This window comes from Mucilaginibacter pankratovii (assembly GCF_014773265.1).
Lineage (GTDB): Bacteria > Bacteroidota > Bacteroidia > Sphingobacteriales > Sphingobacteriaceae > Mucilaginibacter > Mucilaginibacter pankratovii.
Window position 1 is genome coordinate 91731 of sequence record NZ_JACWMY010000011.1, and the last position, 20372, is coordinate 112102.

Below are 20372 nucleotides of genomic sequence, written 5' to 3' on the forward strand. Positions count from 1 at the left end.
AAACAGTATTAAAATACATTAAGCACACCTAAACTACAAATGCTGCAAAAAATCACGCATTGTTATTTTATACTTAAACAAGGTTGTTCAAAGTGTTTAAGCAAATTGCATTTAAAATCTGGAACATTTTAATATATAAGCGTTACAAATTATTGCTTGCCTCTTTCCATTGGCAATCACGCTCAAAATTTCGTCTAACGAAAATCATAAAATGAAAAATCGGCAAGAATACGGACAGGAGTTTAAAAACGCTTACGAGGCTGTTTAATCAATTTGATACACATCATTTCAAATGAACAGATTCAATAGCTTTTATTTTGAGCCCGAACCAACAGAAAGCACAATTATTCATAATAACTAATTGATAATGAACCTATTGCATAAATTAGTGCTTTATGGGTAAAGGTTACACAGTCTCCGTAACCTTATTGGGCACGAACCAAAAAGTGCCTCTATTTGATTTAAACGCACATTTAAAAATGGGTAAAAATTAAAATAGGCCTTAGCGGGCATGCTAAGGCCTATTGCTCCTGAGGCTGGGCTCGAACCAGCGACCCTCTGATTAACAGTCAGATGCTCTAACCGGCTGAGCTACTCAGGAATCTTCCTTTTTTAATACCATTGAACTCGTCAGCAGTATTTTCCGGTTTGGAGTGTGCAAAAGTATGATTATTGAGGTAATTTCACAATATTTGCGCAAAAAAAATTTAAAATATTTTCGCATGAGCTTGTTAGTTATTGGTACTGTGGCGTTTGACGCAATTGAAACCCCCTTTGGAAAGACAGATAAAATAGTTGGCGGCGCCGCAACCTACGCAGGATTGGCCGCTTCCTACTTTTATAACAAGGTAAATATCGTTGCCGTGGTAGGCGACGACTTCCCCGCCGAAGAAATTGCCGACTTTAACGCTCATAACATCAATACCGATGGACTGCAAATTAAGGTGGGTGAAAAATCGTTCTTTTGGAGCGGTAAGTATCATAACGACATGAACAGCCGCGATACGCTGGTTACCGACCTGAACGTACTGGCCGACTTTGACCCGATAATCCCTGAAAGCTACCAGGACTGCGAATACCTGATGCTTGGCAATCTGAGTCCGCAAGTGCAGCAAACGGTTATTAAACGCCTTAAAAACCGCCCTAAGCTCATCGTGATGGATACCATGAACTTCTGGATGGACATTGCACTGGACGATTTGCTGGAAACCATTAAAATGGTGGATGTACTAACTATTAATGATGCCGAGGCCCGCCAGCTATCGGGCGAGTATTCTTTGGTGAAGGCTGCCAACAAAATATTGGCCATGGGCCCCAAATACCTCATCATTAAAAAAGGAGAGCATGGCGCATTGTTATTCCACGAGGAGCATATCTTCTCGGCTCCTGCCCTGCCTTTGGCCGAGGTTTTTGATCCAACCGGCGCGGGTGATACCTTCGCAGGCGGCTTTATTGGCTATATGGCCAAAGTTGGCACTGTGAATTTTAACAATATGAAAAACGCCATCATCTTTGGATCGGCATTGGCTTCTTTCTGCGTAGAGAAATTCGGTACAGAAAAAATTAAGAACCTGACCGAAGAAGAAGTAGCTGCGCGTGTACAACAATTTGTACGCCTGTCATCTTTTGAAATTTAATTAATTTGATTTATAACTCAACGGCGCAATGAAGTCAATCTCATTGCGCCGTTGCTATTTTAAGCCGGTCTTTTCAGCGTTTGTCTAATGAACTATTAAGCCATCAACTATGAACTACTTCAATACTCCAACCACTTCTTTACTTTTATCCCGATGGTATCTCCTGGGGCAAAGCGCCCGTTCTCGCCATTTACTACGCGGATGATCACATCATTATATTCCAATAATAAATCCTCGTAGAAACCCTTAAAAAGCACTTCCCGCACCGTCCATTGTATGGCCTCGGGTGATGTACTAAGCCTTATCCATTCCGGGTATACTACGGTGTTCGGCTTTTCGGTAGCTATCCCGCATAATTTTGCTTCATCCGGTGCAAGCACATTGCAGTTGCTCAGTAACTCGGCGGTATAAAGGTTTTGGGGATTTTGGTAAAGCTCCTTAGGGTGGCCGGCTTCCAATATCTCACCGTTTTCTATCACCACCAGTTCGTCGGCCATGGAGAGCACCTCGGCAGGGTCGTGCGATACCATTACCACAGTGATACCGCTTTCGCGCACTATCTGGCGGATATCGTGCTGCAGGCCTTCTCTGAACGAGGTATCTACCTGGTTAAAGGGTTCATCTAAAAACAAAACCTGCGGGCGGGTGATGATGGCACGGGCAATGGCTACACGCTGTTTTTCGCCGCCACTGAGGTCGGCAACGCGTTTGTAGGCCATTTGCATCATGTTAAGCTGGGTGAGCACTGCTTCCGTTTTCTCTTCCTTAAGTTTTACGTTGGTGCTGGGCAGCATGGCGGCCACATTGTCCCAAACGCGGGCGAAGAGATTAAGGTCGTCCGTATGCTGGGTAACCATTTTCATTTCGTCGTGCCCGGGGATCAGCTTTTCTTCGGGCCCCCAAATACGCTCGCCTTTAAAATAAACGGTGCCCTGGTTGGGGGACAGCAGGCCATAAAGCAGGCGCAATAAGGTACTTTTACCGCTGCCGCTTTCGCCAATAATGGCGGTAATTTTACCGGGCTTTATATCGATACTGATATTTTTAACGCCCGATGCCGTTACACCCGGATATATTTTACTTACCGAAACCGCCTGCAAAAAAGGTACATCTGCCATCGCGACTAATATACACACGATTTTAACACGATTGCAGGATTGAGCGATGGATAGGATTAAAATACTAAGCGTTTAAGAGATTTTAAGATCCGCGCCGTTTAATTACAAGCCCCAGCCGGTGTTTTGCGAAACAGGTGTCCCACATTTAAATGCGGGACACCTGAATTTCGTATATTTTTGATTATCAGATACTTAAGCAAAATCAGTGAAACACTTTGGGACACCCCTGAACGTTAAATAATTACTATAAATTGCTCGATATCAGATAATTAACCAAAATACAAACTCAACTTAAAAAACAAGGTGAAAGACCTTGTTTGGAACACCTGCCAGCTATATCGTCCTGACAAAAGTTTACATTTAGATCAAAATCGTGTTAATCTTTAAATCCTTAAATCGCGTGCAATCGTGTTTACCAGCCTATGCTCATCCCAAAAGAGAAGTTCCTTAAACCTTTTTGTGCGGGGCTGTCGTCAAACATGTCGTTTACGTAATAGCGGGCAAATACGCCTATGGCACCGTAGCCTACACGCACAAACGGGCCGTAACGGAACTTGGTGAAATGGTAATCTCCGCTGCGTTTTTGATCGCCATTCACGTCGCTTTCCTGTAAAAGGCTGCTGCTTAATAACAGCCCCATATCTACCCCGGTAACAAAATGGAATCTGCGGCCATCGGCATCATCGTGCGTGCGGAAATCAAGGGCAATGGGCACCCGCAGGTAGCTTGCCGAGAGGCGATTTTTACTGTACTTGATATCATCGGGTACAAAGGTAAGCACGTCCTGGTCTCGCAGGATGGTGCCACGTTCGCGCAGGCGCAGGTTTAGCCAGTCGAAACCGCCTGAAGTGTAGATCCTGAACGCACTACTAAAACGGTAGCTTATCTGCAGCACATCAAAGCCAATGCTGCTGCTCCTCCACGACCGGTAATTTAAAAACTGGTTCTGCGGCGACAGTTTAAAGCTGCCGTTATCGTTCAGCGTAGTTAAACCGATATCGAACCGCGTAAACGTAAGCCCCAGGGAAAAGCCGGGCTCCTTTGAAGCCGTGTAAGTGGTATCGTAATCGTTGTTATTGATGTTTACTTCTGCTACATCCTTACCAAAGCCAAATTTGTATTTATGCTTTTTCTTGCTTTTGATAATAATGATGGTATCCGCGTCGGCACCTTCAGTATGCCGCGTTTTTATGGTGTCGGTTTGCGCAAACAGTGTTGCGGCAAAAAAACATATGATTAGAGTGAATATAGTTGGTTTCATGGTTATTTATTGGTTGCTATAACTTCTTCTTTTTTAACTTTTATGATGCCGAGATTAATGCCGGTGATCAGCGATTCGTCATCATCTTTACTGCTGAATTCTATCAGCTTGTCTTTGCGTTTGTCTACTTTGCTTACTACTACGTTTATCAGGTCGCCAAAGCTGCGGATGCGGCGTTTTTTTGGCTGCGCGGCAGCAATGGTTTTGGCAGGTACCTGTTCGGCCAAAGTGGCAACCGGGCTCACTTTTACCTCATCATTAATTTGCAGTGCAGCAATCGCAGGGGCGGCCATACCCGGCTTAACTGCTGCCAGGATAGCATCGTTTTGTGGCGCGGTGGTTGGCGTACCCTGTGCAATTTGCTGCGGGGTATTATTTGCTTCTTCAACCTTTACAGCGGGCAGGCTGCCGGTTTGTTTTTTGAAGCTTTGCTTGGTGCGATGCACTTTAGGTGCTACTGCTACAGCCGCAATTTGTACCGATCGCGGTTCGGTATCAGCATTCTTAATTTGTGCCGGTGCAACATTTATTTCAGGATTATCCACATGTTTCACAACAACCGCTACTGCCGGCTTAACGTTGTCCTGTTTCAGTTTCGGAATAAAAAACACGCCTGCGGTTACCAATACCAATACACTGGCAGCTATACTGATGAACGGCAACGCCGAACGGTTTTTTCTATCGATAACTACTTCTGCAGCTATATTATCCCATAAGCCATTGGAGGGCTCCACCTCAAGATCTTCCATCTTCGAGCGGAATAATTCATCAAATTCTTTATCCTGCATATTCATAGCTTTTTTTTTCGGCCTTTAATATTTGTTCTTTTAAAATAGCTCTCGCCCGGGATAGCTGCGATTTGGAGGCACCCTCGCTAATGCCAACAATCTCTGCAATCTCCTTGTGCGAATAGCCATCGATGGCGTAAAGGTTAAACACCATCCGGTAACCCGGCGAAAGGGTTTTTATCAGTACTAAAAGGTCCTTCGCCTCCAGGCTTGATGCCGCCGCCGCGTTTACCGATGGCTCTTGCCCGGCCTCGTCGATATCTACAACCTGCATCATGCGGTGATGTTTGCGGTAATACTCTATAGAACTGTGCACCATTATCCGCCTTACCCATCCTTCAAAAGAACCTTCGCCCCTGTAATCTTCTATCTTCTGAAACACCCTGATAAAGCCATTCTGCAGCATGTCTTCGGCCTCCATACGGTCGGCAGCATAACGCAGGCATACGCCCATCATTTTTGCAGCCAGCAGCTTGTAAAGCGTTTCCTGCGCTTTACGCTGCCCCGTTTTACACCGGTGTACCAGTTCGTCAATAGTAAGCTTAGGTTCCAAACGCATCATTTAAAGGTAAGATGGGCAACTGAATGAAATGGTTGCATGGCAAGTAAAATAATTTTAACTAAATTTCCACTCTGTATCTCCCCCGATATAAAGTACGCTTAAATCTTATCTACTATGAAAATAATTCGCTTAGTTCTGTTGTTAATTATTTTGCCATGGATGCAGTTGGCGGCACAGGTGGCGCAACCGGGGAATTACACACTGCTTAAACCCGACCGGGTTTTCGACGGGCAGGAAATGCACACCGGATGGTGGGTGCTGGTAAAGGGCCGGAGAATAGCCAGCGTTGGCGAGGCTTCTACCATGAAAGTGCCGGCCGGTGCAAAGATCATCGAGCTAAAAGGCTCCACGCTAATGCCCGGGCTGATAGAAGGGCACTCGCACCTGTTTCTGCACCCTTACAACGAAACCAGCTGGGACAACCAGGTACTCACCGAAAGCCGCGCAGAACGCACCGCACGCGCAGTACAACATGCAAATGCAACTTTATTGGCAGGCTTTACCACCGTGCGCGATCTGGGCACAGAAGGCTCCGCATACGATGATGTAGGTTTAAAGACAGCCATTAACAAAGGAATCATCCCCGGCCCCAGGATGCTGGTGGCCACCCGGGCCATTGTAGCCACCGGGAGCTACGGACCAAAAAGTGATGTTACGGACCTGAAGCTGGTAAAAGGTGCCGAGGAAGCGGATGGTATTGACGGGATAAGCCATGTGGTACGCTCACAAATTGGTTATGGTGCCGACATAGTAAAAATATACGCCGATTACCGCTGGGGAGTTGACGACACTACCACGCCAACCTTTACTTTGGATGAACTGAAAACAGCGGTGCAGGTAGCAAATAGCAGCGGCAGGCAGGTTGTAATGCATTCCAGCACAGAAGAGGGTATGCGCAGGGCCATATTAGCCGGGGCCAGCACAATTGAGCATGGCGACGGCGGCACGCCGGAGCTTTTTAAGCAGATGAAGGAGAAAGGCATTGCGCTGTGTGCCACGCTTGCGGCAACAGAAGCCTACAATACTTATGCCGGCTGGAAAAAAGGCATAGACCCGGACCCGGAAAGCGTAAGAACAAAAAAACAGATCTTTAGCGAAGCCCTCAAGGCCGGCGTTACGATTTGTATGGGCGGCGATGTGGGTGTTTATGCCCATGGCGACAACGCCCGCGAGATGCTGCTGATGGTAGAATACGGCATGAAACCGATAGATGTTTTGCGCTCCGCAACGGCTGTTAACGCCAAGGTTTTTGAATTGAAGGGCCTCGGTAATATCAAACCAATTTATTTAGCCGATATTGTGGCCGTAAATGGCGACCCATCTGTTGATATTAAAGCTGTAAAACAAGTAACTTTGGTGATGAAAGATGGCGTCATCTATCTGCCTAAATAAAGCCAACCAATATAAACCCTATATGAATTTCTTCGTACGCTCCTTTTCGCGAATTGCAATTATTGTCGTGCTGACATTAAACGTATTTACCGCTTCCGCGCAATCCACCGTTATCCCTATCGAAACAAAAAACAACGCCATTGTACTGCGCGTGGGCGATGACAAAAGGCTGAGCATGGTGTATTTTGGCGGCAAACTGGCCGACAAAACCGAATATGCCGCGGTACCCAAAGTAACCAAACTGGATAGATACGATAACGTTTACAATTCGGCCTACACCACATCGGGCACGCATAACCTGCTGGAGCCGGCCATAGAGGTTACCCATGCCGATGGCAATAAATCATTGGAGCTGCAATATGTGGACCATACCACCACCAAAATAAGTGATGATGTATCGCTGCTGAGCATCCGCCTGAAAGATTCGCTTTACAATTTTGAGGTAACGCTGAACTATCAAACTTACTACAACGAAAACGTAACCGAGCAGTGGAGCGTGATCACCCATAGTGAGAAAAAGGATGTGGTGCTGAATAAATACGCTTCGGCCAATTTGTATATCCAGGCCGATAGTTACTGGCTGAACCATTACTATGGTGAATGGGCACAGGAAATGCGCCCCGAAGAAGAGCAGCTAAACCATGGCATTAAAACGCTGGATAGTAAATTAGGTTCGCGCGCAGATATTTTTCAGCCGCCGGTGTTTATGGTATCGCTTAACAAACCTGCCGGGGAAGACGAAGGACTTGTACTTTACGGTAACCTGGAGTGGAGCGGTAACTTCCGCATAGACCTGGAAGTTGACCCAACCAACAACCTGCGCCTGATAGCCGGCATGAATAACTATGCCGCCAATTACACCCTGAAAGCAGGCGTAGCTTTTGAAACCCCGAAATTTGTTTACACCCTGAGCGATAAAGGCAAAGGCGAAGCCAGCCGTAACCTGCAAAGCTGGGCGCGTAAATATAAAGTGGCGGATGGCATGGGCAGCCGCTTAACGTTGCTGAACAACTGGGAATCTACCTATTTCGATTTTAATAATGATAAGCTTTCGGCTTTGCTGAAAGATACCAAGGACCTGGGCGTTGACCTGTTTTTGCTGGATGATGGCTGGTTTGGCAATAAATACCCGCGCAACGGCGACCATGCCGGACTTGGCGATTGGGAGGTGAACAAAGCAAAACTGCCAAACGGCATCCCGTTTTTGGTTAAGGTAGCCAAAGAGAACGGCGTGAAATTCGGTATTTGGGTAGAGCCCGAAATGGTGAACCCCAAAAGCGAGCTGTACGAAAAGCACCCCGACTGGGTAGTAAAACAGCCTAACCGCCCCGAGTTTTATATGCGTAACCAACTGGTGCTCGATCTGAGTAACCCAGCCGTACAAAACTTTGTGTTTGGCGTAGTAGATAAGCTTTTTGTAGAGAACCCCGAGCTGGCCTATATTAAATGGGATTGCAACGCGCTGATTTATAACGCGTACTCGCCATACCAAAAAAACCAGGGCAACTTTTATACCGAATACGTACGCGGTTTATACAGCGTGCTGGACAGGTTGCGTGCCAAATACCCTAAAGTGCCCATGATGCTTTGCAGCGGCGGCGGTGGCCGGGTTGATTATGGCGCGCTGAAATACTTCACCGAGTTTTGGCCAAGCGATAATACCGACCCTATTGAACGCGTGTTTATCCAATGGGATTACTCCTACTTTTACCCGGCCATTACAAGCAGCAACCACGTTACCGACTGGGGCAAGCAGCCCATCAAATTCCGCACAGATGTAGCCATGATGGGTAAACTGGGTTTTGATATTGTGGTAAGCAAGCTTAAGCCCGAAGAACTGGCCTATTGCCAGGGGGCCTTAAAAACCTATAAAGAATTCAGCGAAGCCATCTGGCACGGTGATCAATACCGCCTGCAGGATCCGAGGGCAAATGATGTAGCATCTATTATGTATGTAGATGCCGCTAAAAACAGCGCCATCATGTTCAACTACCTCGTAAATAACCGCTACCAGGCCGGCAGCCATTTACCTATCAAGATGAAGGGTTTACAACCAGATAAAATGTACGAAGTAAGCGAAGTGAATATGATGCCCGGCCAAAACTCCGGCATCGGCACAGCAACCTACTCCGGCAAATTTTTAATGACGGTTGGTTTGAACCCGGATGTTCGGAATGGCAGGAATAGTGTTTTGATAGCGGTGAGGGGGAAATAAAAGCTGCTTCTAATCATCAATATTTAACCACGCGTCATTGCGAGGCACGAAGCAATCTCTACGTAGGACAAGCCGACTTGCAAGTGGCTCTGCTTATCGGGAGATTACTTCGTGCCTCGCAATGACGTTGTTTTTTAAAGCATCTAACTACTTCTTCTCCCTAAAGTACTTGTAGATCTTCACAGCGACATAGTAGTAGGCAATTCCTTTAAAAGATTCCATGATAACAAACAAATATCAAGTTACGAATAAAGGTTTTGGAACCGCAATAGTGTTTGCCATTGTGATAATCTTCTGCTTAATTTATGGCGAGCCACCAATTGGCTTTTCAATAATGGTTGGGATTAGTGCTGCAATCGCTTTAACAGTACATTTACGCTGGGAATATACTTACAGTGTAGAAATAAACACAGCCGACAAGCTTATAATAGTTGTAAGCAAAAGCAGAACAAATAGGGTGAGGGACGAAATACCGCTGGATGAAGTATATTTCACTTATAAAAAGCGACATGACTATTACGGTAGCGGCTTTGAAATGATTGGAAGGCAACAACAAGCGCGAAGTATTCTGCAGACGGAATGCAAGCAGAAAACGTTAGCTTTTTTAGTACCCGGCCAGGAGGGTTGGAGCGAAAATATGATCATGAACCTCGCTAAAGATCTCGCGACGGCGGGTGTTAAACAAGTGGTTGAAAAACACAATGAAGCCGAGATCCCAATAACTACTTCTTCTCCCTAAAATACTTATAGATCTTCACCGCCGACATGATGATGAGGCTGAAAAGGATAATGCCGATTACTCCGAAGATCCAGTTCACGGCGCTTTTTAGCACCACTAAAAACACAATGGCGAAGAGTAATATAGTAGCCAGCTCGTTCCAAAGGCGCAGTTGAATGGAGGTCCATTTGTAGATACCTTTGGCCATCTGCTTCATTATTTTTTGGCAGGTGAAGTGGTAGGCTATCAAACCCACAACAAAGGTGAGTTTTACGTGCAGCCAGGGCATCGTCCACAAGCCAGGGTTGAGGTGCAGCATGGTTGCGCCGGCAGCTATGACAGAGTACATGCTTGGCGTTGCGATGATCCACCAAAGCTTCTTTTCGATGATCTCGAACTGATCGGAAAGGATAGTACGCGCAGGCTCGGGTTTATCCTGTGCCTCGCGATGGTAAATAAACAGGCGCACAATATAAAACAGCCCCGCCATCCAGCAGACTACAAATATGATATGTATGGCTAAAACGTATTGGTACATGCTTTTCTTTGTACGTCATTGCGAGCGATAGCGTGGCAATCATCGGTAGGCAGATCGGACTTGCATAGCAGCTCTGCTTACCGGGGATTGCTTCGTCGCTGCGCTTCCCTCGCAAGGACGTAACTTATTATAGTGTCTTAATAGCGATACTCTTTTATCACCTCTACCGCGTACTTCACGTTATCAAACGGAATATCGGGCATAATGCCGTGGCCCAGGTTGAAGATAAAGCCATTCTCGCCGCGCATACGCTCGAACAGGCGGTGGATGCGCTCTTTAATTACCTTTTTATCAGCATACAAAATATGCGGGTCCAGATTACCTTGTACGGCGATGCCTTTTGGTAAGCGGTTCTTGATATCCAGTAAGTCAACGTTCCAATCAATAGAAATTACGTCCGGTTTGGCCTCTGCCATCAGAGGAGCGAAAACCGAACTGCCCTTGCAGAACGAAATCACCGGGATATCCTTGCGGTTCAGCTTGCTGATGATCTCTACGATATAACGGTGCGAAAACTCGGTATAATCATCCCATGATAATGCCTGTGCCCAGCTATCGAAGATCTGCACAGCATTTACGCCGGCGGCTATCTGCAGGTTCAGGTAATCAGCGGTAACGGTTGCTATTTTTGATAATAACTGGTGCGCCATTTCCGGGTGGTTATGCAGCATCAGCTTGGTCAGCTTAAAATCTTTTGAAGAACCGCCTTCTACCAAATAGCTCATTACGGTAAAAGGTGCTCCTGCAAAACCGATCAACGGGATCCTGCCGTTCAGTCGCTGCTGAATAACCTTTATGGCATCGGCCACATATTGCAGTTTATCGCCAACGTTGGTTTGCAGGTTGTCGATATCGGCCTGTGTACGTACCGGGTTGGCAAATTTGGGGCCAACACCCTGGGTAAAGCTCAGATCGCCACCCATGGCTTCGCCAGTAACCAATATATCCGAGAACAGGATGGCAGCATCAATATCCAACAGGTCTACCGGCAGCATAGTAACATCGGCAGCCAGCTCTGGCGTTTTGCACATTTCCAGGAAGGAGTACTTGTTTTTGATCTCCCAGTACTCGGGCATAAAACGGCCTGCCTGGCGCATCATCCATACCGGTGGTCGTTCTGTTGAATCTGAAAATGCGGCTTTTATAAATAACGAATCTCTCATATGTTTTAGGGAGGAAAGACGAAACGACAAAAGATGAAGGATAAATCATCCTTGCTCTTTTGTCTTTCCGTCCTTAATCTAAATTAGTGTTTTCTCAATTCCTGCTCTACGCGCTCAATCACGTCTTTCATCTTGGCAGTTATATTATCTTTATGTTTTTCGGTCAACTGCAGGTAGGCTCGAGCTTTCTCGTAATTGCCGTTGCGTACATTGATGTTGGCTACATGCACCAGGGCCGCTACGTGGTCGTTAGCGCTGCGTAGCGGGAATTGGGCGGCTATCTCGTAATGCCTTTCTGCCGCTTCGTACTCTTTTTTTTGCAGGCAGATACCGCCGTAAATAAACTCGTAGAACCCTCTGCGCCTTTTACTGAGCCACTCGGGGCGGCCCACCTCGTTCAGCAATCGCTCGGCACCGCGGTAATCTTTATTGTGAAAATGCTTTGCCGCCAATACTATCGGCCCTTGTTTAAAGTAGCCCCAAACCAACAGCACAATAAACATTACACACACCGCCGCCAATGGATATATATGCATGTATAATACCACAGAAAGCAGTACCACAAAAAGACCGGTGACTAATATGCGTGCCCTTTTTGTGAACATGTATTAATGCTGATCTGTAAACTTGTAACCTACGCCGCGGATAGAGTGAAAATAAACCGGGTTTTTAGGATCCGGCTCAAAATACTTACGGAAGGTTAGGATAAAGTTGTCAATGGTACGGGTTGACGGATACACATCGTAGTTCCAAACGGTTTCCAGGATCTGCTCGCGCGATACGGCCTCGTTGCGGCGCTCTATCAAAAGCTTCAGCAACATGGTTTCTTTTTTGGTTAAGGGCGTGATGCTGGCATCTTCGTTTACCAATTCAAACGAGTTAAAGTGAATGGTTTTTTCACCTATTTTGTAGCTGTTGAATTCTTTCAGGTCGTCGCCTTTCAGACTGCGTTTCACGAGGTTGTTCACTCTCAAGATCAGTTCTTCCAGATTGAAGGGTTTAGTTAAGTAATCGTCAGCTCCTTTTTTGAGGCCCGAGATCTTATCCTCATTGGTATTTTTAGCGGTAAGGAACATAATGGGCACCTCAGAGTTTTCCAGCCTGATGGTTTCTGCAACCACAAAGCCATCTATCTCGGGCATCATTACATCCAATATCACCAGGTTAAAACGCTCTTCTTTGAATATCTGGAGGGCCTTTTTACCATTGTTTGCTGTAGAAACTTTATAACCTTCCAGCTCCAGGTTTAGTTTAATGGCTTCCAACAAATGATCTTCGTCTTCAGCTAATAAAATTCTTTTTTTAGGCATCATACTATAATTTAGGTTTATGCAAATACAACTTCAAAAACACTGCCGGCTGGGCGGTTATCCTTCACCCTAATACTGGCCTGGTGTTTGTCCAGTACTTCCTTCACAATATACAAGCCAAGACCAGTTCCTTTGGTATTTCGGGTATCTTCACTGCCAACACGGTAAAATTTGTCAAAAATGCGTGTTTTTTCACTGTCAGATATTCCGATGCCATGGTCGGCCACCTGAAAGAAAACCTTGCCATCCTTTTGGAACAGTTTCACATCTACCGCCATGCAGGGCTTGGAATATTTTACGGCATTCTCTACCAGGTTGGTTACTACCGATGTAAGCGCGAACTTATCACCGGTGATCTCGATCTTGGGCTCTATCTCGGCGTTGATGATCTGCTGGTTGCAGTCGCACTTGGTGATCTGTAAACGGTTTACAATGCTATCTACCAATACCGACAGGTTGAACTGCGCCTTGGGGAAGGTATACGAGCGGTTATCAATTTTTGAGGCCAGCAGCATATTCTCCACCATATCATCCAGCCGCTCTACATCAAGCAGGGATTTATCGATAAAATCCAATATCTGCGCTTTGGTCAGATCGCGCTTTTGGATGGTTTGCAGCAAGATTTTGATAGATGCCAGCGGCGATTTCAGCTCGTGCGTAACCGATAGCAGGAAATTCTTTTTCTGCTCCATCAGTTTACGTTCTTTTTTTACCGAGGCGTGCATATGGTACGCGCCTAATAAAAACACGATGACGAACATCGAACCTTCGCCCATGATCATGGCAAAACGACGGGGCTGCAGGTTCACCAGCATGTACCCCCACCACATCAGTTCCGCAAGGGCGTAAATGATAATGGCATAAAATATAACAAGTGATCTTTTCATCAGTTTGCAGTTAACGGTTTGCAGTGGGCAGTCATTAATTCAGTTTGCAGTGGGCGGTTCGCAATGGGCAGTAAATGCATTTTTTCTCTGCAAACCGCTAACTGGCAACTGCCAACTAATTATTAAACACAATATCAAGACTATCAAATATAGCGGTTTTTGTTGTTTCCAAATCGGCTATTGTATGTGCCGATGATATAAAGCCAACTTCGTAGCCGGATGGGCCTAAATAGATCCCCCGGTTGATCAGTTCGCGGTGCATTACCTTGAATTTCAGCATGCTTGCAGGGTCGATATCATCCGCTGTACTGATGCTTTCCCTATCGGTAAACGCGAACCAGAATATCGAGCCGATCGTAAATACTCTTAACTCGTAACCGCGTTCGGCAACAAAAGCTTCTATTGCCTTTACAAAGTCGGCGGTTTTTGCATGCAGTTGCTCGTAAAATCCGGGTTGCAGTAATTCGCTTAGCTGGGCAATACCTGCCGCCATAGCCACCGGGTTGCCGGATAATGTACCCGCTTGATAAACCGACCCCACCGGCGAAATATGATCCATCACTTCTGCCGAGGCACCATAAGCACCAACCGGCAAGCCGCCGCCGATAATTTTACCGTAAGTAATAATATCCGGCTGGATGTTGTAATACGCCGCAGCACCTTCAAAACCAACGCGGAAGCCGGAGATCACTTCATCAAACAATAACATGGTGCCGTTTTGGGTACAGGTTTCGCGCAGGAAATCTAAATAATCCTGCGTTTGCAGCAGCAGTCCGTTGTTAGCCGGGATAGGCTCGATGATCACCACAGCTATCTGGTCCTTAAAATCCTCGAAAGCTTTTAACACCGCATCCTTATCGTTCAATGCAACAACAATGGTTTCATCGGCAAAGGCTTTTGGTATGCCCGCCGATGAGGTTTCGCCAAAAGTCACCAGTCCCGAACCAGCCTTTACCAGCAAGGCATCGGTATGGCCGTGGTAGCAGCCTTCAAACTTCAGGATCTTATCGCGTTTGGTGTAACCCCTTGCCAGCCTGATGGCCGACATCACCGCTTCGGTACCCGAGCTTACAAAACGTATTTTTTTGATGTATTTATTATTGCCGAGGATCAGCTCCGCCAGTTCGTTCTCCAAAGCTGTTGGTGCACCAAAGGACATACCTTTCTGCATCACTTCTATCACCTTATTGCGAACTGCAGGATGATTATGCCCCAAAATAAGCGGGCCCCATGAGCAGCAAAAATCGATAAACTCGTTGCCATCGGCATCCCAAATGTGGCTACCATCGCCTTTATCAATAAAAAGCGGCGTGCCATAAACAGATTTAAAGGCCCGCACAGGCGAGTTCACCCCACCGGGGAAATAGGTTTTTGCTTTCTCGTACAGTTCTGCAGATTTAGCTCTGCTGATATCGGGTATACTCATTTTGTTCGATTCAATTTGTCATTGCGAGCGATAGCGCGGCAATCTCAGCATGCCCGCCTATCCTATGAGGTTGCTTCGTCGTCCCTCCTCGCAATGACATAGTTTTTTAACCTACAGCCACTTATTCAATAACACTTCCTTCGCGTGATAAGTTAATATCGCCGTTGCCCCTGCCCGGCGGATGCTGGTAAGCACCTCCATAGTAGCGCGCTGCTCGTTTAACCAGCCGTTTTGTGCCGCGGCTTTTATCATCGCGTATTCGCCGCTTACATTGTAAGCTGCAACGGGTAGTTCGGTGTTGTCTTTTATTAGTTTTATTACGTCGAGATAAGCTAAAGCCGGTTTCACCATCAGGAAATCCGCGCCTTCCAGTTCATCCAGGTTAGCTTCTATTAAAGCTTCGCGCTGGTTGGCGGGGTTCATCTGGTAGGTCTTTTTATCACCGAATTTTGGTGCCGAATTGAGGGCATCCCTAAAGGGGCCATAAAAAGCACTGGCGTATTTTGCCGAGTACGACATGATAGATACATTGGTAAACCCGGCATCATCCAGCGTTTTGCGGATGTAGCCAACCCTGCCGTCCATCATATCGCTTGGGGCGATGATGTCTGCACCGCTGCGGGCATGCGCCAGGGCCATTTTGCCTAAAACTTCCAGGGTTTCATCGTTCAGGATCTCGCCGTTCTCTACAATACCATCATGGCCGTCGCTGCTGTAGGGGTCCATGGCAACATCGGTAATTACGCAGGCTTCGGGGAACTCCTTTTTTACGGCGCGGATAGCACGCAGGTAAAGGCTTTCCTCGCGGTAACTTTCGGTAGCGTATTTATCCTTAAAGTCGTCGTTAATATTGGGGAACAGGTCGAATGATTTAAGCCCCAAATTCATGCAGCTCTCCACCTCGCGCAGCAAATTATCTATCGAATAGCGAAAGATTCCGGGCATGGATGCCACTTCGGTCTTCTGATTTTCGCCATCCACAATAAACAGCGGGAATATCAGGTTAGCCGCGCTAACATGCGTTTCCTGCACCATCTGGCGGATAACTTCACTCTTCCGGTTTCTTCTTGGTCGTTGTAGCATAGTTAGTTCATTTGTTCATTGGCTCATTAGTTCATTGGTTGCAAAGCTTAACAAAGCGATACTAATAAACCAATGAACAAGTGAACCAATGAACTATTATATTCCAAACACCGCCTCTGCCAGGCCTATTTCATCCGGCGAGAAAGGCAGCGTGTAGGTTACGCCCATTTCGTCGAACTTTTTACCGGTAGATTTGCCTATGGCTATTACCTTTTGCTGCGGCTCTAACAGGTTATCTACAAAATAAGCCTCTACATTGCTCGGGCTGGTAAATACCAAAATGTCTGCGCCTGTTGGTTCTACATTCTCTTCCAGTACGGTTTCGTAAACCGGCAGGTCGATGATCTTTGTTTCTGCCGATAGACCCTGCTGGATGCTCCTCATCGGACTATCCGCTCCCGGGAATAATATGGCCGTACCATTTGCCACTGCGGCGAAATCGGCGGCTACATCTGCGGTATCGGTGCTCTCGCCCACAAAATCGGCAAAATGGCCGTTCTTGCGCAGCATATCTTCCGATCCCGTACCCATCACGCCAAACTTTACCTTTTTGGGGAAAGTAGGGTTCAACTGGAAGAAATATTCCACAGCATTTTTGCTGCTGAAGAATACCCAGTCGATATTTTTCAGGATGTAGCTATCAAACCGGGTGATGGTGCGCACGGTACGAATTAATGAGCGTGCCTCTATCTCTATCTTGTTTTTTTCTAAAGCCCTTCGGAAATAACTGCCGGCGGAGATATCGCGCGATATAAACACCTTAAGCGGGAACTTCCTGTCCTTGGCAAATTTGGCTACTATCGTTTCGGGCAGGCCTTCCAGCGTGTCGCTTTCAATAAAAAGCCTGTCGGGGAAGCCTTCCCCATCTTCGGCCTTGCTGGTAAACACCTGGTATTTATCATCATCCTTACGGCAATAAACACCAAGCGGCAGGTGGCAGCCACCGCCAAATAATTTAAGCACGTTACGCTCTACAGATAGTTCTGCGGCCACATCAGGGTGGTTAAGATCTTGCAGGGCTTCGTATAATATATGGTCGCGTTCGCGGATCTGTATAGCTAAAACACCTTGCGCAGGTGCGGGGATGAATTCGGTTGCACCTAATTCTTCTACATGGAACTCATCAAGGTTGATGCCTAAACGGCTAACGCCGGCTTTGGCCAGCATAATGGCATCGTATTTTTCGTCGCGTAGTTTGCCTATGCGGGTAGGTACGTTGCCACGCAGATCTTTTATCTCCAGGTCGGGGCGAACGGCCAGTAATTGCGCTTTGCGGCGGTTAGATGACGTGCCCACCAGGCCGCCAAACTTTACGGATAACTTTTGGCGCACATCGGTGCAGTCCTTCAGGATCAAAAGTAATTCGGCAGGGTCTTCGCGTTCGGATACGGCTGCGATGATAAGCCCCGGGGGATTTTCGGTAGGGAGATCTTTGTGTGAATGTACGGCGATATCAATGGTGCCGGCAATCAACTCTTCCTCCAACTCTTTGGTAAAAAAGCCCTTACCCTCCAGCTTATCAAAGCTGAGGTTGAGGATGCGGTCGCCCTGTGTTTTTATAATTTTAAGTTCGGCGGATATGTGTATCGCTTCCAGGCTATCCTTTACAAAATTGGCCTGCCATAAAGCTAATTCGCTGCCACGCGTTCCTATAATTATTTTTCTGTCCAAAGGGTGTTTATTTTTCCTGCAAATTTAATTTTTTATGGGGATGATAAGGAACGCGAATGGAATGAATTGCAGGAAAATGACCTAATGAACACTAAATGTTTAAATACTCTTCCGCTGCCGCGAGTTTAGCGAAGCATAACTCGTGGTATAGCATGTCAAAAGCTTCCAGCTTTTGACACAATTTATTAACTTACTGCCATGAGCGGTAATTATAAATTCCGTAACCAGGAGTGCCTTTACTTCGTAACCTTTTCTGTAGTGCGCTGGATAGATGTTTTTACGCGGAGGGAATATAAAGACATATTGGTTGATAGCCTTAAATATTGCATTGAAAACAAAGGGCTTGAATTATATGCGTGGGTAATTATGAGTAACCATGTACATCTTATTATCGGCACCCAAGGCCAACCATTAGAAAATATTTTGCGGGATATTAAACGACATACTTCTAAAAAACTAACTGCGGCAATAAGCGAAAATATGCAGGAAAGCCGGCGCGATTGGCTTCTTTGGTTTTTTGAGCGGGAAGGCAGGCAAAACCCGAATAATGAAACTTACCAGTTTTGGCAACAGGGAAACCATCCAATAGAAATATGGAGCAATCAAGTTACAGAGCAAAAGCTCGATTATCTACACGATTATCTACACAATAACCCGGTTGTGGCTGGTTGGGTTGACGAACCGGAACATTATCTTTACAGTAGTGCACGAGATTACGCAGGAGGGAAAGGGCTAATTGATGTTATTTTGTTAATTTAAGCTGGAAGCTTAAATTGTGCCGCACCACGAGTTACGCTGCGCTAAACTCGCGGCAGCTTATGATTAGTATCAATTACTATTGATCAATATATCTTTCGCCATGATCATGGGTACGCTGATATATTTCTTCTCCATGTAATTCATCACTTTTTCGAGGATCTCGCGCGATTCTTTGTCGAGGCTTTGTACCTCTTCGGCAAATACGGTGTTTACGGCGTTGTTGCGGATCTCTTTTATCTTCTCGGGCACCTGGCGCATAGCTAATTCTATCTTGCGTTGTTTCAACATCACCAAAAATTCGTTGATGTTTTGCTCGATGATGGTTTCGGCGTGAGAAAGCTCGTGATAGCGCTCCTGCAGGTTCTTTTTGGCAACCTCATTTAGCGAATGTACTTCAATAAAGTTCACCTCGAATTGCTCCAGCACTTCGGCAGCCGTATCGTTAGGGATGGCCAAATCTACAATGGTTTTCCTATCGGTATCGCCGTTTAAAAGCGACGCGTAGATCTCGGGCGTTATGATCGGCTCTACTGCCGATGTACAGGTGATAATAGCATCGAACCCCCTTTTGTAAGTTTTCAGGTCTTCCAGTTCAAAAGCTTCGCCGCCTAAATCGTTGGCAAGTTGTTGCGCCTTAGAAAGCGTACGATTGAAAACAGAGAAGTTAGAAAACTTATGCTTTTGCAAATACTTAGAGATATTTTTGTTGGTTTCGCCTGCGCCAATGATGAGGATACGGGCATTTGAACAAAGTTTCAGATCTTTTAATTTACGGTAGGCTAATGATACAACCGAAATTGGGTTTTTGGAGATATTGGTATGGGTGTAAACTTCCTTAGCGGTTTTTACAACACAATCCATTACTAAACGGAGCTTATCGCCGGTAAGGCCGGCCTCGCGGCCGCTGTCGTAGGCTTTGCGTAGTTGTGCCAGGATCTCTTTTTCGCCAACGATAAGGCTTTCTAAAGAGCATGAAGTACGCAGCAGATGCTCCATAGCGGCATGGTCTTCATATATAGAAGCAGCGTCCAGGAAAGTCCCCATAGAGTTATGGCAAAGGCCCATCCCCAACGAATCAATAAACTGGTGCGCAAACTCCTTATCTACTTTTTGCGATGTGGATAAAACAAACTCTACGCGGTTGCAGGTAGCCAGGTAAAATATTTCGTTTATACCAAAACGGGCTTTAACTTCATGAAGTTTATCGGTGAGATTTTCCTGGCATAATACCAACTTTCCCAATTCCTTCAGCTCGATTTGTTTATGCGTAAAAGCTATTACCTTTAGATACTTCAAAGCAGTTTTAAATTTGACCCAACAAAAATAGCATACTGTAGAGGATGCAATGTCAAGGCTTTGTCAAACAGGAGTATTTAGAATGCTTATAAATAAAATGAAGTTTAAGCATTAAGCACTCTTAATTTATATTATTTTCTTTTTTAGTAACGATATGGCCATCAAAAATACAAATATCAAAAAAATCAGTGTTGTGATATTGGTCATATTTTATTTTGTGGCCGGATGCAACCACTTTTATAACCCGCCATCGTATTATCATATAATTCCGCAATACCTTCCTTTTCCCGTAGCATTAAACATTTTAGCGGGCATTTTTGAAATTTTATTCGCCCTGATGCTGGTATTCCAAAAAACAAGGCGGTTTGGGGCATACGGTATCATTTTAATGCTGCTCGCCTTTTTACCCGTGCATATCCAAATGGTTATCGATGCTCCCTTAATAGTAGGTACGTTTACATTATCCCCTTTGGTTGCCTGGATCCGCCTGGTAATATTACAACCATTGCTGATACTTTGGGCATGGTGGCACAGGGAGTAAATAGCGT

The 20372-nt window shown here is 45.9% G+C and carries 19 protein-coding genes and 1 tRNA gene; 6 read left to right on the forward strand and 14 right to left on the reverse strand.

Annotated features, from left to right (window positions below):
• Positions 1 to 527: 527 nt before the first annotated feature.
• A tRNA-Asn gene (locus tag IDJ77_RS20095) sits at positions 528 to 601 on the reverse strand.
• Positions 602 to 722: 121 nt separating this feature from the next.
• Between IDJ77_RS20095 and IDJ77_RS20100 the strand changes: the two genes are divergently transcribed.
• Positions 723 to 1637, forward strand: a complete 915-nt coding sequence (locus tag IDJ77_RS20100; RefSeq protein ID WP_191190782.1) for a PfkB family carbohydrate kinase — start codon at positions 723 to 725, stop codon at positions 1635 to 1637.
• 119 nt (positions 1638 to 1756) lie between these two features.
• Here IDJ77_RS20100 and IDJ77_RS20105 read toward each other — a convergent pair whose 3' ends face one another.
• From IDJ77_RS20105 to IDJ77_RS20120, 4 genes are all read right to left on the reverse strand, one after another.
• On the reverse strand, positions 1757 to 2755 hold the full coding sequence (locus tag IDJ77_RS20105) for an ABC transporter ATP-binding protein (protein ID WP_191190783.1): 999 nt from the start codon (positions 2753 to 2755) through the stop codon (positions 1757 to 1759).
• Between the two features lie 412 nt (positions 2756 to 3167).
• Positions 3168 to 4016 carry an outer membrane beta-barrel protein gene (locus IDJ77_RS20110; RefSeq protein ID WP_191190784.1) on the reverse strand — a complete coding sequence of 283 codons (849 nt, stop codon included), beginning with the start codon at positions 4014 to 4016 and terminating at the stop codon, positions 3168 to 3170.
• A gap of 2 nt (positions 4017 to 4018) precedes the next feature.
• Complete coding sequence (locus IDJ77_RS20115) at positions 4019 to 4810, reverse strand: hypothetical protein (protein WP_191190785.1); 792 nt, start codon at positions 4808 to 4810, stop codon at positions 4019 to 4021.
• Positions 4794 to 5363 (reverse strand): RNA polymerase sigma factor, encoded by a 570-nt coding sequence (locus IDJ77_RS20120; protein WP_191190931.1) that lies wholly within the window; start codon positions 5361 to 5363, stop codon positions 4794 to 4796. The genes IDJ77_RS20115 and IDJ77_RS20120 overlap by 17 nt, the downstream gene beginning before the upstream one ends.
• Positions 5364 to 5480: 117 nt before the next feature.
• On the opposite strand from IDJ77_RS20120, the gene IDJ77_RS20125 reads away from it, so the two are divergent.
• From IDJ77_RS20125 to IDJ77_RS20135, 3 genes are all read left to right on the forward strand, one after another.
• Positions 5481 to 6758: a metal-dependent hydrolase family protein gene (locus IDJ77_RS20125; RefSeq protein WP_191190786.1), complete on the forward strand. Its 1278-nt coding sequence runs from the start codon at positions 5481 to 5483 to the stop codon at positions 6756 to 6758.
• 22 nt (positions 6759 to 6780) lie between these two features.
• Positions 6781 to 8973, forward strand: coding sequence for an alpha-galactosidase (locus IDJ77_RS20130; RefSeq protein ID WP_191190787.1), 2193 nt, complete (start codon positions 6781 to 6783; stop codon positions 8971 to 8973).
• A 220-nt stretch (positions 8974 to 9193) separates the two neighbouring features.
• Positions 9194 to 9712, forward strand: a complete 519-nt coding sequence (locus IDJ77_RS20135; protein WP_191190788.1) for a hypothetical protein — start codon at positions 9194 to 9196, stop codon at positions 9710 to 9712.
• Here IDJ77_RS20135 and hemJ read toward each other — a convergent pair.
• From hemJ to hemC, 8 genes are all read right to left on the reverse strand, one after another.
• Positions 9696 to 10229: a protoporphyrinogen oxidase HemJ gene (hemJ, locus tag IDJ77_RS20140; RefSeq protein WP_191190789.1), complete on the reverse strand. Its 534-nt coding sequence runs from the start codon at positions 10227 to 10229 to the stop codon at positions 9696 to 9698. The two genes, IDJ77_RS20135 and hemJ, sit on opposite strands and share 17 nt — an antisense overlap.
• 137 nt (positions 10230 to 10366) lie before the next feature.
• Complete coding sequence (hemE, locus tag IDJ77_RS20145; protein ID WP_191190790.1) at positions 10367 to 11392, reverse strand: uroporphyrinogen decarboxylase; 1026 nt, start codon at positions 11390 to 11392, stop codon at positions 10367 to 10369.
• Positions 11393 to 11475: 83 nt separating this feature from the next.
• The gene (locus tag IDJ77_RS20150) at positions 11476 to 11997 is read right to left on the reverse strand and encodes a tetratricopeptide repeat protein (RefSeq protein ID WP_191190791.1); all 522 of its coding nucleotides are present in this window, start codon (positions 11995 to 11997) and stop codon (positions 11476 to 11478) included.
• A 3-nt stretch (positions 11998 to 12000) separates the two neighbouring features.
• Entirely contained in the window at positions 12001 to 12705 is a 705-nt protein-coding gene (locus IDJ77_RS20155; protein ID WP_191190792.1) for a response regulator transcription factor, read from the reverse strand.
• A gap of 14 nt (positions 12706 to 12719) precedes the next feature.
• Entirely contained in the window at positions 12720 to 13589 is an 870-nt protein-coding gene (locus IDJ77_RS20160; RefSeq protein WP_191190793.1) for a sensor histidine kinase, read from the reverse strand.
• 115 nt (positions 13590 to 13704) lie between these two features.
• Positions 13705 to 15015 (reverse strand): glutamate-1-semialdehyde 2,1-aminomutase, encoded by a 1311-nt coding sequence (gene hemL, locus IDJ77_RS20165; protein WP_191190794.1) that lies wholly within the window; start codon positions 15013 to 15015, stop codon positions 13705 to 13707.
• A 111-nt stretch (positions 15016 to 15126) separates the two neighbouring features.
• Positions 15127 to 16098 carry a porphobilinogen synthase gene (gene hemB, locus IDJ77_RS20170; protein WP_191190795.1) on the reverse strand — a complete coding sequence of 324 codons (972 nt, stop codon included), beginning with the start codon at positions 16096 to 16098 and terminating at the stop codon, positions 15127 to 15129.
• Between the two features lie 96 nt (positions 16099 to 16194).
• Positions 16195 to 17769, reverse strand: a complete 1575-nt coding sequence (hemC, locus tag IDJ77_RS20175; protein ID WP_191190796.1) for a hydroxymethylbilane synthase — start codon at positions 17767 to 17769, stop codon at positions 16195 to 16197.
• A 198-nt stretch (positions 17770 to 17967) separates the two neighbouring features.
• Here hemC and IDJ77_RS20180 point away from each other — a divergent pair, with 198 nt between their 5' ends.
• Positions 17968 to 18528, forward strand: coding sequence for an REP-associated tyrosine transposase (locus IDJ77_RS20180; protein WP_191190797.1), 561 nt, complete (start codon positions 17968 to 17970; stop codon positions 18526 to 18528).
• A gap of 69 nt (positions 18529 to 18597) precedes the next feature.
• Here IDJ77_RS20180 and hemA read toward each other — a convergent pair whose 3' ends face one another.
• On the reverse strand, positions 18598 to 19824 hold the full coding sequence (gene hemA / locus IDJ77_RS20185; protein ID WP_191190798.1) for a glutamyl-tRNA reductase: 1227 nt from the start codon (positions 19822 to 19824) through the stop codon (positions 18598 to 18600).
• Between the two features lie 154 nt (positions 19825 to 19978).
• Between hemA and IDJ77_RS20190 the strand changes: the two genes are divergently transcribed.
• Positions 19979 to 20365, forward strand: a complete 387-nt coding sequence (locus IDJ77_RS20190) for a DoxX family protein (RefSeq protein ID WP_191190799.1) — start codon at positions 19979 to 19981, stop codon at positions 20363 to 20365.
• The last annotated feature ends 7 nt before the right edge of the window (positions 20366 to 20372 follow it).

Coding starts and splice junctions, on each gene's coding strand:
- IDJ77_RS20125 (WP_191190786.1), top strand. CDS start 5,481: ATGAAAATAATTCGCTTAGTTCTGTTGTTAATTATTTTGCCATGGATG.
- IDJ77_RS20100 (WP_191190782.1), top strand. CDS start 723: ATGAGCTTGTTAGTTATTGGTACTGTGGCGTTTGACGCAATTGAAACC.
- IDJ77_RS20120 (WP_191190931.1), bottom strand. CDS start 5,363: ATGCGTTTGGAACCTAAGCTTACTATTGACGAACTGGTACACCGGTGT.
- IDJ77_RS20130 (WP_191190787.1), top strand. CDS start 6,781: ATGAATTTCTTCGTACGCTCCTTTTCGCGAATTGCAATTATTGTCGTG.
- hemE (WP_191190790.1), bottom strand. CDS start 11,392: ATGAGAGATTCGTTATTTATAAAAGCCGCATTTTCAGATTCAACAGAA.
- IDJ77_RS20110 (WP_191190784.1), bottom strand. CDS start 4,016: ATGAAACCAACTATATTCACTCTAATCATATGTTTTTTTGCCGCAACA.
- IDJ77_RS20150 (WP_191190791.1), bottom strand. CDS start 11,997: ATGTTCACAAAAAGGGCACGCATATTAGTCACCGGTCTTTTTGTGGTA.
- IDJ77_RS20180 (WP_191190797.1), top strand. CDS start 17,968: ATGAGCGGTAATTATAAATTCCGTAACCAGGAGTGCCTTTACTTCGTA.
- IDJ77_RS20105 (WP_191190783.1), bottom strand. CDS start 2,755: ATGGCAGATGTACCTTTTTTGCAGGCGGTTTCGGTAAGTAAAATATAT.
- hemL (WP_191190794.1), bottom strand. CDS start 15,015: ATGAGTATACCCGATATCAGCAGAGCTAAATCTGCAGAACTGTACGAG.
- IDJ77_RS20115 (WP_191190785.1), bottom strand. CDS start 4,810: ATGAATATGCAGGATAAAGAATTTGATGAATTATTCCGCTCGAAGATG.
- IDJ77_RS20190 (WP_191190799.1), top strand. CDS start 19,979: ATGGCCATCAAAAATACAAATATCAAAAAAATCAGTGTTGTGATATTG.
- hemB (WP_191190795.1), bottom strand. CDS start 16,098: ATGCTACAACGACCAAGAAGAAACCGGAAGAGTGAAGTTATCCGCCAG.
- IDJ77_RS20160 (WP_191190793.1), bottom strand. CDS start 13,589: ATGAAAAGATCACTTGTTATATTTTATGCCATTATCATTTACGCCCTT.
- IDJ77_RS20155 (WP_191190792.1), bottom strand. CDS start 12,705: ATGATGCCTAAAAAAAGAATTTTATTAGCTGAAGACGAAGATCATTTG.
- hemJ (WP_191190789.1), bottom strand. CDS start 10,229: ATGTACCAATACGTTTTAGCCATACATATCATATTTGTAGTCTGCTGG.
- IDJ77_RS20135 (WP_191190788.1), top strand. CDS start 9,194: ATGATAACAAACAAATATCAAGTTACGAATAAAGGTTTTGGAACCGCA.